Consider the following 15,438-nt stretch of genomic DNA (forward strand, 5'->3'; position numbering starts at 1 on the left):
TCAATCAATGTGTGAACAGCTGCAAACCATCCGTCAGCAACTGAATGAACGTTTTTATGATCGGGAAGAAGAGATTGAGGCATTATTAATTGCCTTATTATCACGACAGCATCTTTTATTTATCGGACCGGCGGGGACAGGAAAAAGCGTGCTGTCGTCCATGCTTGGTTCCATTGTCGAGGGAAGTCATTGTTTTCAGCATTTATTGACACCATTCAGTACACCGGAAGAATTGTTTGGTGTACTGTCTTTGAAAGATTTGGAACAGGGGATTTATAAACGGAATGTGACAAATATGCTCCCGGAAGCCCATTTTGCGTTTATTGATGAAATCTTTAAAGCAAACTCTGCGATTCTGAATTCACTGCTCACACTTATCAATGAGCGGATTTATTATAACAACGGGTTTCCCATTGCTTCACCGCTTTTGACGATGGTCGGTTCCTCCAATGAATACATCGAAGAAGGGGAGGGACTAGAAGCATTATTCGACCGATTTTTGCTGCGCTATGAAGTGAATTATATTCGTGAAGAAGAAGCCTTTATTGCGATGTTAAAGGATGAAAGAAAAAAGGAAATTTCGAAAATAACATTGGACGAGCTGACCGAACATCAGCAAAGGACAGATAAGGTTGCCATTTCTGATACGATTTTTAAAGTGGTCGCTAAAATTAGGCAGGCACTTCATGATGAAGGGATTCGACCGTCCGATCGCCGTTTTAAACAGTCATTGTCAATTTTGAAAGCGAAGGCTTATTTAGACGGGCGTACAGAGGTGATTCGAGAAGACTTGACGATTTTGACGAATATTTTGTGGGAGACAATCGAACAAAAACCGTTAACAGAACAAATCATTAATGAAGTTGCCTTTGATACAGTAGAAGCGTTTATTCACAGGACAGCGAACGAGTTTGAAATGATTATTTTAACAGCAAGAAATGCGATGCTTCAAAAATCCCCGTTTGCTAAATCGGAGCTGAGTCAACTGCTCCTGCAGGGAAAAACATTATTTGTAGAAGTACAAAATATGAGCCGTCAAATCCCGAGCCGTCCGGAATTGCACAATTTAAAAACGGAAATGCATAAACAATTGCTTCGAATTACTTCAGATGTCATCGGATTTTAAAGAATACAGAAGGTGGGAAGCTTCATGAGTGAGAACATACATGTAATCTACAGCCGAACAGTTTTTGAGAGCAGCACTGAGCAAAAGACCCGTTTTAACGAATTGTTGAAAATGGCCACTTTATTGAAAGACAGCTGCATCGAAGGTGAAAAAATTGTATCCGGCTTTACGAATATCATCGGAGATTGCTGGCATGCTTTCTATTATAAAGCGCCTGTAATAAATGAAAATGCAAAGCAACTGGACAAAGTGCAATATGATTTTATGAAAGAGCTGCTGAAAAATGAAGAATACAACCAATGGCATGCGCTGACAAAGGGCGACGAGCTGTTGAGTGTCCTTACTTCCGTCAGCATTGCCGAACAGCTTCTTAAAAGTTTCCAATATTATGAGGAGCAAAAAAACCCATTTCAGATCGAGCAACTGGAAGCCTTTCAAAAGCAGCAACAAATGCCTAGTGCTGCAAATGATTTACCGCAAAAAAGAGAGTATTTAAAACAGTTATCCAAAACATCCATCGGCATGATGCTTCAGGAAAATAAAAAGAATATCCATCAAACAAAAACTGCGGTCATGAAAGTAGGAACGATGGATGGGAAAAAATTGGAGCAAGTTCCTTTAAGCGATCAGTTTAAACTGGCAAAAATGATTAGCGAGCGAAAAGAATTGCATAAAATTGCCGAATTAGTCGGCCGTTTTAAAAAAATTGCGATGAAAAAGCAGAAAGCAAAACAAGCACAGACAATTCAGCATCACTCGGTTTCTTTTGGGCATGAACTGTCCCGACTACTTCCGGCAGAATTGGCGAACTATATGCTTGGACACAGCAAACTGGATTTTTTGAAGCGATTAAGCGAGCATCAAACACTCGTTTTTAATAAGAAAGGAAAAGAGCGTCAAGGAAAGGGACCGATTATTGTATGCATGGATGAAAGCAGTTCTATGACATCAATTAAAGCACAAAGTAAGGCGTTTTGTATTGCGTTGCTGAACATCGCCAAAAAGCAGAGAAGAGATTTTGCGATTATTCCTTTTGCAACAAATGTTGGGGAAATCAAATTTTTCAGAAAAGGTCAGGCAAAGACGCAGGAGCTCATTCAGTTTAGTGACAGTTTCATCGGTGGCGGGACGAATTATGAGCTGCCATTGCGTGAAGCATTAAAACTTTTAAAGAAAAGTGAATTTAAAAAAGCGGATTTGTTGTTCGTAACGGACGGATCCAGCTTTTTACCGTCACGTTTTATTGAGGAATTTGCACAAACAAAAAAGCAGAAACAGTTTGAATGTACTTCGATTGTATTAACAAATTTAATTAATACGGTCGATCTGAATGTTGTGGATCGGTTTTCAGATCGTGTTATTGAAGTAAATGAATTATTTGAAGCAGAAGATGCATTTGTTTTATAAAAAACGGGTATATTCAGAAGGTGTGCGTCTATTAGAAGAGCTTTTACCTAGTCAAATGTTGGCACGTCTCTTACAATGATGTTATGCATTTGGTAAGGAGGCGTCTTTTTGGCAGTGGAAGATTATGAAAAGTTTTTTGAAATGACGACGGAAGAGCGAAAACAATCGATTCAGGAGCACCCGTCGATATTGAATGATTTACTGGGAACAATCGGTCATGAAGAAGCAGCAATCCGTGACCAGCTGAACTATCGACTGTTCATCATGCTGTTATCGGAGAATGCACTCGGCGAAACAGTTATTACCGAATTTGTGAGCAAACTTTCTTCAACTGACGGTTTACTTTTTAATATCGGTGAGAATGGGACAAGTTCTGTTTTTCAGCGTTCCTATGCGGCACTTTATTTAGCCGCAATCGTGAATGCCGATCGACAGCTTAACATTTTGACGAGTGAGCAGTTGGAGTTGCTTGCGCAAAATGCAGTGGCACTGTTAGCGAAGGAGCAGGATTTGCGAAGCTTTGTCGATACAAAGTCTGGCTGGGCACATAGCATTACGAATACAACGGAGTTAATTAGCGCAATTATTGCACATCCGCTTTATCCGATTCGCTTTACGGCTCAAATATTGCAGGCAATACGCGCGAATATTTGGAAGGGCTATGTTTTTATCGATGATGAGGAAGAACGTTTCTGCAATATCATTCAGGCATTGTTAGCCAAAAATATTGACGAAGAACTTTTCATTGAATGGTTTGAACAGTTGTTTGACCAGCTGGAAATGGTCGCCTATGAGCGGGGCTATGATGCATTGTGGTTTAAAGCAAGAACAAACCAGCTGAACTTGGCAAAAACGATTTATTTTTATCTGAAATTTGCCAATCGGAATGAAAAACTGCGCAGTATCGTATCAACATTCATTCAGCGCTGGCTCAAATTAAACTAATTATTTTATTTTAGTACAATAATAAAATAATTTTTATTCAAACTTTTTTCAAATAGGTACTAATAAAAATGCAATTTACAATGCATTAGAAATTTGTTGAGGAATACAGTGTGAGAAGAACTTTCTGACAAAGTAGGATTTCTAAATGTATTGCAGAAGAAAATGGTATTTCCGATAGGTCATAATTTTAACTTATCGCAAAAGATAATAATAATGCAATTTACTTATGTATGAATGTGCGTTATTATTGACTGTGGAGAAAAGAGCTTTACAACCTTTTCAATTAAGAAAAACTAGGGGGAACACAACATGGCAAACTTACACAACAGTCGTTCGACTTTTGAAGTTAACGGTAAAACTTATAACTATTTCCGTTTAGCTGCAATTGAAGAAGCTGGTATCGCAAAAGTATCACGCCTACCTTATTCAATTAAAGTATTATTAGAATCAGTATTACGTCAATATGATAACTACGTAATTAAAGACGAGCATGTTAATGAATTAGCTAACTTCGGTAATCACAATGCAGATGCTGAAGTACCATTCAAGCCTTCTCGTGTAGTATTACAAGACTTCACTGGTGTTCCAGTAGTAGTTGACTTAGCTTCATTACGTTCTGCAATGAAAGAAATGGGTGGAGACCCAGCTAAAATCAACCCTGCAATTCCGGTTGACCTTGTAATTGACCACTCAGTACAAGTAGACAAATACGGTAACGCAGCAGCATTACAAGCGAACATGGATTTAGAGTTCGAGCGTAACGCTGAACGTTATAACTTCTTAAAATGGGCTCAAACTGCTTATGATAACTTCCGCGCTGTACCACCAGCAACTGGTATCGTACACCAAGTTAACTTAGAGTATTTAGCTCCAATCGTTCACGTGAACGAAACAGAAGAAGGTTTAGTAGCATTCCCTGACTCAGTAGTAGGTACTGACTCTCACACAACTATGATCAACGGTATCGGTGTTCTAGGTTGGGGTGTTGGTGGTATCGAAGCTGAAGCTGGTATGTTAGGTCAACCATCTTACTTCCCAATTCCTGATGTTATCGGTGTTAAACTAGTAGGTGAATTACCAAACGGTACAACAGCTACTGACTTAGCATTAAAAGTAACTCAAGTATTACGTGCTCGCGGTGTAGTAAACAAATTCGTTGAGTTCTTCGGACCTGGCGTACCTGGTTTACCACTAGCTGACCGTGCTACAATCTCAAACATGGCTCCAGAATACGGTGCTACTTGTGGTTTCTTCGCAGTTGACGAAGAATCATTAAACTACATGCGCTTAACTGGCCGTGACGAAGAGCACATTGCTGTTGTTGAAGCTTACTTAAAAGCTAACGACATGTTCTTCAACCCGGACTTAGAGCCTGTTTATACTGACGTTTTAGAAATTAACTTAGCGGACATCGAAGCAAACCTTTCTGGTCCTAAGCGTCCACAAGATTTAATTCCTTTAACTGAAATGAAACGTGTTTACCGTGAATCAGTAGTAGCTCCACAAGGTACTCAAGGTTTCGGTTTAACAGAAGAAGAATTCTCTAAAACATCAACTGCTAAATTTGCAGAAGGTGACGTAGAAATTCCTGCAGGTGCTGTAGCAATCGCTGCCATCACTTCTTGTACAAACACATCTAACCCATACGTATTATTAGCTGCTGGTTTAGTTGCTAAAAAAGCGGTTGAGTTAGGCATTAAACCTGCTAAATGGGTTAAAACTTCATTAGCTCCAGGTTCTAAAGTAGTAACTGGTTACTTAGAAGAATCAGGTTTACAAGACTACTTCGACCAAATCGGTTTCAACACAGTTGGTTACGGTTGTACAACATGTATCGGTAACTCTGGTCCGTTATTACCAGAAATCGAAGATGCAATCAAATCAAACGATTTATTCGTAACTTCTGTATTATCAGGTAACCGTAACTTCGAAGGCCGTGTACACCCATTAGTAAAAGCTAACTTCTTAGCTTCACCACCATTAGTTGTTGCTTACGCTTTAGCGGGTACTGTAGATATCGATCTACAAAAAGACGCAATCGCTGTAACTCCAGAAGGCAAAGAAGTATTCTTCGCTGATATCTGGCCATCAACTGAAGAAGTTAACGAAGTATTAAATAAAGTTGTAACTCGTGAATTATTCCAAAAAGAATACGAAACAGTATTCACAGCTAACGAAGCTTGGAATGCAATCGAAACTTCAACTGAAAACTTATATACTTTCGATGAAAAATCAACTTACATCCAAAACCCACCATTCTTCACTGGTCTTTCTAAAGAGCCAGGTGCTATCCAAACATTAGCTGGAATGCGTGTAATGGCTAAGTTCGGTGACTCTATCACTACTGACCACATCTCTCCTGCAGGTGCAATCGGTAAAGATACACCAGCTGGTAAGTACTTAATCGAAAACGGTGTTGCAATCCGTGACTTCAACTCTTACGGTTCTCGTCGTGGTAACCACGAAGTAATGATGCGCGGTACATTCGCAAACATTCGTATCCGTAACCAAATCGCTCCAGGTACAGAAGGTGGTTTCACTACTTACTGGCCAACAGGCGAAGTTGAGTACATTTATGATGCTTGTATGAAGTACAAAGAAGCAGGTACTGGCTTAGTAGTATTAGCTGGTAACGACTACGGTATGGGTTCATCTCGTGACTGGGCTGCTAAAGGTACATTCTTACTAGGCGTTAAAACTGTAATCGCACAATCTTACGAGCGTATTCACCGTTCTAACTTAGTAATGATGGGCGTATTACCATTACAATTCATGGCTGGCGAATCAGCTGAAACTTTAGGATTAAAAGGTGACGAAACAATCGACGTTAACTTAACTGACAATGTTAAACCACGTGATATCCTAACTGTTACTGCAACTTCTCCAGAAGGAAAAGTAACTGAGTTCAAAGCGTTAGCTCGTTTCGACTCTGAAGTAGAAGTAGATTACTACCGTCACGGCGGTATCCTACAAATGGTATTACGTGCTAAAGCTGCACAACAATAATTCCATTCGATAACTTTAAAGACAAAGTCAATTTTTATTGGCTTTGTCTTTTTTTGTGCCTTTAGTATGAAATTTTTTGTTAATTAGAAGTAAAATTTTCCGGAATATGTGGAAATTTTTATAATATTTCGTTACTATCAAAAGGTAGGTTAAAATTTTGTAGGGGGTCTTTTGATGAAGAAAAAGAGAATGTATTCAGCAACAGCTTTAGCAGCATTTACGGCAGTAGCTGTAGGCGCAACAGGTGTTATGGCAGAAGAGACAATTTTTACGGATGTTAGTGCTAGCCATCCATATGCAGAAGGGATCAATTCATTAACATCTGCAGGTATCGTAAAAGGATTTGGAGACGGTACATTTAAACCGGATGCAACGGTTACACGCGGACAAGCAGCAAAAATGATTGCTGGCGCTCTTAAACTAGATACAACAAATGTAAAAAATCCTAACCTTAAAGATATTAAAACGTCTAACCAGTATTATAGTCAAATAGCAGCATTAGTAGCGACTGGATTTGTAAACGGTTATGAAGACGGTACATTCCGCACAGCGGATAAAATTACACATGGTCAATTGGCTAAAATTTTAACGAATGTATCAGCGGTATACCCGATTGATGCAACGGCTTTATTAACAGAGGCTAAAGTAGTATTTAATCCTACTAAACAACTTACACGTGGCGAACTATCAAGTGTATTGGCGACTATGATGGCTGCAGCTGCACCAGCACCACAACCGGAACCGGAAACAAATAATTATAAATTATCGATTATGCATGTAAACGATACACATTCTCGTGTAGAGGCGCTTCCAAAATTAATGACGGCTGTCAATGAACAACGTGCGAAAACACCGGATGCGCTATTATTGCATGCGGGTGACGTTTTCAGCGGAACTTTATACTTCAACGAATTTGAAGGACAAGCAGATCTTCCATTTTTAAATGCATTGAAATTTGATGCGATCACATTAGGTAACCATGAATTTGACTTAGGTTCTTCACCAGAAGGACATAAAGCATTGGCAGAATTCATTAAAGCTGCACAATTCCCGGTTCTAACAGCGAATGTTGACTTTACAAAAGACAGCCTGTTTACAGGTATGTTCTCTGATTTAGTATCAAGCGAGCCTGAAAACGGCAAAATTTATGCAGGTATGATTAAAGAAGTAAACGGTGAGAAAGTCGGGATCTTCGGTTTAACAACAGCTGAAACAAAAGACATCGCTTCTCCAGGCAGTGTCGCATTTGAAAATTATATTGACGAAGCGAAAAAAGCGGTAAAAGCGTTTGAAGATAAAGGTGTCGATAAAATTATTGCATTAACTCATATTGGATTTGACGATAATCCTGCATATGATAATGATCAAATTCTAGCAAAATCAGTCCCTGGAATTGATATTATCGTAGGCGGTCACTCGCATACAGAGCTTAAAGAGCCATTCGTAGTGGATACGAACACAGTCGGCGAGAAAAAAGACGTAACGTTAATCGTACAAGCGAAAGAGTATGCTGGTTTCCTAGGAACATTGAATGTAGAATTTGACGAAAATGGTGTCGTTGTTAAACATGACGGTCAATTAGTTGAGATCGGTAAACTGGCTGATGATGCAGAAGGTTTAAAAATGCTTGCACCATTTAAAGAAAAAGTGGATGCTGTCTCTAAAGCAGAAATCGGGGTTAAGTTGACAGAAGATTTAGTGAGTCCTCGTAAATCCGAAACAAGTGCAGTAAGTGTGCGAAACAGCGAAACAGTATTAGGAAACATCATTACAGACGGCATGCTGGCAAAAGCGAAACAGTATACGGATAAAAAAGTAGTGATGGCATTACAAAATGGCGGTGGTATTCGTGCTGCGATTCCGGCAGGGAATATTACGACTGGACAGGTTATTACAGTATTGCCGTTTGGTAATACACTGGCATTAATGGATGTTACAGGTGCTGAATTAAAAGCTGCATTTGAACACTCTGTAAAAAGTGCTCCAGAGGAAAATGGCGGATTCCTGCATATCTCAGGTGCTAAACTAGAATACGATTCTTCTAAAGAAGCGGGCTCTCGTGTCGTTTCATTGAAATACTATGATGAAGCAACAAAAGCATACGTAGATGTAGCGGACAACGAAACGTACACAGTAGCAACAAATGCCTTCACAGCTAAAGGCGGAGACGGCTTCAGCTCGTTTGAAAAAGCATATGGCGAAGGCCGTGTAACAGACTTAGGTTTATCAGATTGGGAAAACTTAAAAGAACAATTACTATCAATGAAAGAAATTAAGTTTACTACTGAAGGCCGCATTGTTGATACAGCTGCACCACAAGAAAAATAATCTCATAATTAAACCACTAATTTGGGCAACCAATTAGTGGTATTTTTTTTATTTTTTTTTGCAAAAAACATTATGGAAACTGAACTATTATCTTAATTACCGATAATAATTTAAGTTAGAATACTCGGATAACTAAAGAGAGTCCTAAAATAGAAAATTATTTAGCGATTATTTTGTCCTATTTTTTGAATATTAATATGAACAAAATTCACGTACTAACAAGAAAATATTTACATTTTCTAGTAGAAATATGTAAAAACTTAGAATATATTATTGTATATACGCAATGAGTCTTTATTCATTCGTATAGGATTATTTTCATAAAAAGGGGGGGTTTTTATGGGGTCGTTTCAGTTGTTTGGGAAGGAATTGCAGTCACTGAAAAATCGCAAAGGTTTACTCATTGCATTGATCGGTGTCATGCTCATTCCGATTGTTTATGTAGCAGTTCTTCTGTCTGCTACATGGGGGCCGTACGACAATCTGGATAACTTACCGGTTGCATTCGTCAATAAGGATGCCGGAGGGGTTTCAGGTGGTCAAGCGATCAATGTCGGCAATGATTTAATGGAAACATTGAAAGAAAGTAACTCATTGGGCTGGCATTTTGTGACGGAAGAAGAAGCGATGGAAGGGCTGGATAAGCAGGAATTTTACTTAGTGGTAGAAGTACCGGAAGACTTTTCCCAAAAGGTGACCACTGTTCTTGATGCAAATCCGCAAGTGCCGGAATTGCGTTACATTCAAAATGAAGGATTAAACTTCATGGGTGCGCAAGTTACGAACAGTGCTGTAGAAAAACTTCGCGAACAATTAGGGGACAAAATTACAGCGACCTATGCCAGAACGGTATTCTCCAGATTTACGGATATCGAAACAGGATTTGCTAGTGGAGCGGATGGTTCGAAGCAAATTGCAGATGGTACAGAGCAGCTGGCGGACGGGACGAACACATTGTTAACATCGTTGACGGAAAAATCGGCAGACATTAACAAACTTGCTGCCGGTGCGAAAACGGCTGATGCGGGGGCAGGTCAGCTTCTTTCCGCAATCAATGGTGGAACAGGCAATATTAATAAACTAGCGTCCGGATCACGTCAAGTGGCATCTGGTGCGACACAGTTAAAGGGCGGCTCACAGCAAGTGTTAGCGGGTCTTAATTCATTAAAAGGCGGTTCAACGGAAATTTATACAGGTTTACAGAAATTGCAGCCCGGTTCTGAAAATCTTCTGAATGGATTACAGCAGCTTTCAGCAGGAGCAAATCGGCTTTATGCTGGCATCGCTCTAGGGGACGGCACGCAGGGGAATCCAGGGTTGGCAAAAGGCTTAAACCAGCTGGCGACCGTATTGCAGTCAAAACAGGCGGATATCGAACAAATGGCACAAGGTGCAGCGTTACTGCAAACATTGGCGCAAGCACCTGGCATGGAAGCATACCGTGAAAATTTACTTGCTTTAAGTGCAGGTTTAGGAGAGCTTGGTACCGTTTATCCGGTTGCCGTTCAAAGTGCAAATGCATTAAGCAATGGTGCCAACCAGATGGCACAATCAATGCCTGCATTGACAGCCGGAATTGAAAACGCAATTGCCGGTCAGAAAACGATTGTATCCGGTATTAGTTCATTAACAGCTGGACAAGGGCAGGCAGTAAAAGGAATCGATGCGCTCGTTGCAGGACAGACAGCGGTCGTTTCAGGTGCATCTACTTTAGCGGGTGGTGCTTCCCAAGTAGCAAATGGTAACGCATCGCTAACAAGTTCATGGAACAAATTAGGCGCAGGTGTTTCCAGTCTGAAAAGCGGGCTGACACAAATCAGCACGGGTAATGAAACCGTTGCAGTCGGCTGGCAAACAATGACAGAAGGTGTTACTTCATTAAATGATGGTGTCAATCGTCTTCAGGCAGGTTCATCGGAATTGGTGACTGGTTTGGAAGGTGGTCGTGAGCAAGTGGCGGCATTACGAATTACCGATAAAAATATTGCAATGTTCTCTTCACCGGTCACGTTGGCAGGGGAGAAGGTTAATGCTTATGAATATTACCGCGATTCAACAGCTCCGTATATTTTATCGTTGGCATTATTTGTAAGTATGCTTGTGTTGTCCATGTTTGTTGACTTTAAAAAGCCGGCTGTATTGCCAAATTCTGCAATAAGCTGGTTTGTGAGTAAATGGCTGCAATTAGCACTGTTTGCTACAATTCAGGCGGTATTGGTTACAGGATTTACATTAGTCGTATTACAGCTATCGGTAGATCATGTAGTACAGTTTATTTTATTTGGGATTTTTGTCAGCATTGTGTTCATGTCAATTATTTTCTTCCTTGTATCGGTTGCAGGCAATATCGGACGATTTATCGCACTTGTACTTGCTGTTGCACAATTATCGATTACAGGTTCGAATTTGCCGATTCCAATGCTGCCTGAAAATTTGCAGGCTGTAAGTGCGTATTTACCATTTACGTATTCAATCTCAGGGTTTAAATCGGTTATTTCATTGGGTGATCTATCAATGTTATCATCGAATGCTTTAGTCCTTGTCATTTATTTAGTCGCTGCTTCTGTATTGGCACTGATTGCGTTTATCGTAAGCTACAAATCACTTACGACGAAGTATACGCCGGAAGTACAGCCGACTGCATAAAATAAGACCCGTCTTCTCTCAGATCTGAGAGGAGACGGGTCTTACAGTTTTTTTATTAAAACTCTACGTGAGCAATCATGCCTTCTTCATCATCAATAGCAAGTGAAATACGGGCTGACATTGAATCACGGCCAAGCTGCTCATCAATATACAGACGAAGTGCCATAATGAAATTTACAGAGTTGTAAACGTCTAGTTGTCCATTGTAGAAAGCTTCCGCTGAATAACCCGCAACATCATCATACATCAGCTCCACTTCCACATCTTCAGGTGCTGTGTTTTTAAATTTTGCATGGAAAAGACAAACGGCATTAATTAAATCTTGTTCAAGTAATGTTAGTTTTTCCACGTATCCGTAACCTCTTTATCTTTTTTGCGTTTGATCAACTGGTAAATCTTCACTAGGAAGAAGACAATTGCCGCAATTGCTGCTACGTTGATTAACAGACCTAAAATGTTACCTAACATACCCATGCCGGCAAACATGCTACCGAATAATAAACCAGCTAAACCACCAAGCATTAAGCCTTTCATTAAACCGCCTTTGTTTGATGAAGCTGTATTTGAATCATTCTTTTTCGTTGTATTGTTATTTTGTTTTGTTGTTGTCGGGTTTGTTGCATCGTTGTTGTTTTTCTGAATATTAGAATTGTTATTGTTGCTGTTGAAGCCTTTTTTCCCAGATTTGTAACCTTTTGCTTCAACTGACTGTGCATCATTAGCAAATAAAATTGTAGTCCCTACACTTGAAAAGACAAGTGTAAATGCTAATAAAATCGCTGATAACTTTTTCATGTTTTTCCCCCAATTAGTCTATTTTTTACTTTATCAGTATATCAAAAATTCACCTAAATAGAAAATGAAAACACTTTTATGTAAATAATACAAGCATCGCGCGAAAGATAACATTTCTTGTGAAAATAACGAAAAATATTGTATTCATAAAAATGAAACTGTATGATGAAATATAATTTAGACGAAAATTCTGAATTTACATCATGATGTAAATGAGCAATCGTCGAATAATTAAGTTGGGGGAATGAATAATGAGTAAAATTCGCATTGGTATTGTAGGTTACGGGAATTTAGGTCGTGGTGTAGAAGCAGCAATCGGACAAAATGCTGACATGGAATTGGTAGCTGTATTTACACGTCGTAATCCTGCTACAGTTTCAATCCAATCATCGAACGTACCGGTTTATTTAGTGGAGGATGCACCGAATTACAAAGAACAAATTGATGTTATGATTTTATGTGGTGGTTCGGCAAAGGATTTACCGGAGCAAGTTCCTCATTTTGCGCAATGGTTCAACACGATTGACAGCTATGATACGCATGCAAAAATTCCGGAGTTTTTTGATGCAGTCGAAGCGGTGGCACAAAAAAGTGACACAGTTTCAATCATTTCGGTTGGCTGGGACCCGGGTCTGTTTTCGTTGAATCGTCTATTAGGTGAAACAGTACTGCCTGAAGGAAATACATATACTTTCTGGGGAGACGGCTTAAGCCAAGGTCACTCAGATGCAGTGCGTCGTATTGAAGGCGTAAAAAATGCAGTGCAATATACATTGCCGATTAAAGAAGCGGTTAACCGTGTGCGCAACGGTGAAAATCCGGAGCTGACAACACGTGAAAAACATGCCCGTGAATGCTTTGTTGTATTGGAAGAAGGTGCAGATGCAGCAACGATTGAAAAAGAAATTAAAGAAATGCCAAATTATTTTGCGGATTATGATACGACTGTGAACTTTATTACGGAAGCTGAATTTAAAGAAAATCACCAAGGTATGCCACATGGCGGATTTGTTATCCGTTCTGGTCAATCCGGCGAATCAGACAAACAAATTATGGAGTTTTCATTAACGCTTGAATCGAATCCGATGTTTACATCAAGTGTTCTCGTTGCCTATGCCCGCGCTGCATACAAATTGCACGCAAAGGGAGACAAAGGGGCAAAAACGGTGTTCGACATTCCATACGGTTTATTATCCCCAAAATCACCGGCAGATTTGCGCAAAGAGTTACTGTAATTTCCAAATGGAGCGTCGTCTAGTAAATCTAGGCGCCGCTTTTTTATTTTTGCTAGACAAATCGTCGACAAAGTCTTTTCATTCAAGGTTTGGCAACGTAGAATAGAGAGGTTAAGTCTCTAAAATGACGGTTGTCCATTTAGAGCGAGTTAATTCCCTAATGAATCTGAAATTACAGCAGATTTAAATGGTAAACAGAAAGGATGTTTAATGTGCAGGATAAGCGTTTTAAAATCGCACATAAAGAAGCACTGATCGGTGTCGTGCTTGTCATCATCAACTTTGCAATCTGGTTCGGATTTGCGTATGGGCTTGGTTCTGGTGACCCGCTTGAGTATGACTATGTATTCGGATTTCCGGCATGGTTTTTCTATAGCTGTATCGCAGGAACTATATTCATGATTATTGCCATCTGGCTTGCGATGAAGCTTTTCTTCAAAGATATTTCACTTGAAGAGGAGGACGATCAAAAATGATACATTGGTCTGTGATTATTCCATTACTCATATTTTTAATCATCATTTTTGGCATCGGTATTTGGGCAAATCGCCAAGTCCGTACATCTAATTCGTTTTTACAGGAATATTTTTTAGGCGGTCGCGAAATGGGCGGTTTCATCCTGGCGATGACGATGATGGCGACATATGGCAGTGCCTCAAGTTTTATCGGGGGACCAGGAGTTGCCTATAATACAGGTCTTGGATGGGTTCTGTTGGCAATGGCACAACTGCCTGCAGGTTATTTTGTTTTAATGGTGCTCGGCAAAAAATTTGCGATTGTGGCACGCCGAATTGAAGCGATTACATTAATCGACTTTTTAAAGAAACGCTATGACAGCCATACCATTGTTATTTTATCGGCAATCAGTATCATCATCTTCCTTTTTGCTTCCATGACAGCGCAATGGGTAGGTGGGGCACGTCTGATTGAATCGTTGACAGGGCTTTCTTATACAAGTGCATTGCTCATTTTTGCGGTAGCCGTATTGGCGTATGTAATTATCGGTGGTTTCCGGGCTGTTGCGTTAACGGATGCATTGCAAGGATCGATTATGATTGTAGGTACGGTCATCCTTCTTATTGCTACAGTCATTGCCGGTGGTGGTGTTGACACAATTATGCAAGGATTGGTTGCAGAAAATCCGAATTTAGTGACGCCATTTGGTGCGGAACAAAACCTGACACCATTGTATGTTTCAACATTTTGGATTTTAATTGGACTTGGTGTTATTGGTTTGCCTCAGATCGCGGTTCGTGCGATGAGCTACAAAGATTCGAAAAGCTTACATAAAGCCATTTTAATCGGGACAATCGGAATCGGGACAATCATGTTTGGCATGCATTTAATCGGTGTATTTGCACGTCCGGTCATGCCGGGAATTGAAGTCGGCGATAAAGTCATGCCGCTGCTGACATTGGAAGTGCTGCCGCCCGTTCTGGCTGGAATCGTACTCGCAGCTCCAATGGCGGCCATTATGTCGACGGTTAATGCACTGCTGATACTAGTAAGTTCTACGGTTGTCAAAGATATTTATTTAAACTATATCAACCCGAAAGCAAGCGATGCACAAATTAAAAATCGCAGCTTCTGGGTGACAAGCATTATCGGGTGCGCGGTAGTTATTTTTGCCGTTAAACCGCCTGAGCTGTTAATCATGCTGAATTTGTTTGCGTTCGGCGGACTGGAATCGGCCTTTTTATGGAGTGTTGTTTTTGGCCTGTACTGGAAGAAAGCAAATAAATACGGGGCTATCAGTTCGATGATTGTCGGCCTGACATTATATATTGTCATCTACCGTTTTGCGGAAAATATTTATGGCATGCATTCCGTAACAATTCCGATCATAGCTTCTCTTATCACATTTGTAGCAGTAAGTTTGATTGCACAAAAGGTGAAAAAAATAGAAGATTACCATTTCTAATAGCCAGAATCGTTTTGGCTCTGTATGAT

Annotated in this window: 11 protein-coding genes; 9 read left to right on the top strand and 2 right to left on the bottom strand. The window is 40.0% G+C overall.

The genetic code is table 11. The annotated features are described in order from the left end of the window. Window positions 1–7 precede the first annotated feature (7 nt). The 6 genes from MHB58_RS09065 (at window position 8) to MHB58_RS09090 (ending at window position 11,458) form a co-directional block, all read left to right on the top strand. On the top strand, window positions 8–1,126 hold the full coding sequence (locus MHB58_RS09065) for an AAA family ATPase (RefSeq protein ID WP_014823920.1): 1,119 nt from the start codon (window positions 8–10) through the stop codon (window positions 1,124–1,126). A 24-nt stretch (window positions 1,127–1,150) separates the two neighbouring features. After that, window positions 1,151–2,533: a VWA domain-containing protein gene (locus tag MHB58_RS09070; RefSeq protein ID WP_008407120.1), complete on the top strand. Its 1,383-nt coding sequence runs from the start codon at window positions 1,151–1,153 to the stop codon at window positions 2,531–2,533. 114 nt (window positions 2,534–2,647) lie between these two features. After that, window positions 2,648–3,478, top strand: coding sequence for a DUF2785 domain-containing protein (locus tag MHB58_RS09075; protein WP_232504562.1), 831 nt, complete (start codon window positions 2,648–2,650; stop codon window positions 3,476–3,478). Between the two features lie 309 nt (window positions 3,479–3,787). Continuing rightward, window positions 3,788–6,484 carry an aconitate hydratase AcnA gene (gene acnA, locus MHB58_RS09080; RefSeq protein ID WP_008407118.1) on the top strand — a complete coding sequence of 899 codons (2,697 nt, stop codon included), beginning with the start codon at window positions 3,788–3,790 and terminating at the stop codon, window positions 6,482–6,484. A gap of 174 nt (window positions 6,485–6,658) precedes the next feature. Continuing rightward, window positions 6,659–8,812: a 5'-nucleotidase C-terminal domain-containing protein gene (locus MHB58_RS09085; protein WP_340735072.1), complete on the top strand. Its 2,154-nt coding sequence runs from the start codon at window positions 6,659–6,661 to the stop codon at window positions 8,810–8,812. Between the two features lie 339 nt (window positions 8,813–9,151). Continuing rightward, window positions 9,152–11,458 (top strand): YhgE/Pip family protein, encoded by a 2,307-nt coding sequence (locus MHB58_RS09090; RefSeq protein ID WP_014823917.1) that lies wholly within the window; start codon window positions 9,152–9,154, stop codon window positions 11,456–11,458. Window positions 11,459–11,513: 55 nt separating this feature from the next. Here MHB58_RS09090 and MHB58_RS09095 read toward each other — a convergent pair whose 3' ends face one another. Further along, window positions 11,514–11,807: a YxcD family protein gene (locus MHB58_RS09095; RefSeq protein ID WP_008407115.1), complete on the bottom strand. Its 294-nt coding sequence runs from the start codon at window positions 11,805–11,807 to the stop codon at window positions 11,514–11,516. Beyond that, window positions 11,795–12,253 (bottom strand): hypothetical protein, encoded by a 459-nt coding sequence (locus MHB58_RS09100; protein WP_014823916.1) that lies wholly within the window; start codon window positions 12,251–12,253, stop codon window positions 11,795–11,797. The genes MHB58_RS09095 and MHB58_RS09100 overlap by 13 nt, the downstream gene beginning before the upstream one ends. A 251-nt stretch (window positions 12,254–12,504) precedes the next feature. Here MHB58_RS09100 and MHB58_RS09105 point away from each other — a divergent pair, with 251 nt between their 5' ends. The 3 genes from MHB58_RS09105 (at window position 12,505) to panF (ending at window position 15,409) form a co-directional block, all read left to right on the top strand. Beyond that, complete coding sequence (locus tag MHB58_RS09105; RefSeq protein WP_014823915.1) at window positions 12,505–13,488, top strand: diaminopimelate dehydrogenase; 984 nt, start codon at window positions 12,505–12,507, stop codon at window positions 13,486–13,488. Between the two features lie 203 nt (window positions 13,489–13,691). Then, window positions 13,692–13,964 carry a YhdT family protein gene (locus MHB58_RS09110; RefSeq protein WP_039967203.1) on the top strand — a complete coding sequence of 91 codons (273 nt, stop codon included), beginning with the start codon at window positions 13,692–13,694 and terminating at the stop codon, window positions 13,962–13,964. Next, window positions 13,964–15,409, top strand: coding sequence for a sodium/pantothenate symporter (gene panF, locus MHB58_RS09115; RefSeq protein ID WP_173364554.1), 1,446 nt, complete (start codon window positions 13,964–13,966; stop codon window positions 15,407–15,409). The genes MHB58_RS09110 and panF overlap by 1 nt, the downstream gene beginning before the upstream one ends. Window positions 15,410–15,438 lie beyond the last annotated feature (29 nt).

It is taken from the genome of Solibacillus sp. FSL K6-1554 (genome assembly GCF_038005185.1).
Taxonomy (GTDB): Bacteria; Bacillota; Bacilli; order Bacillales_A; family Planococcaceae; genus Solibacillus; species Solibacillus silvestris.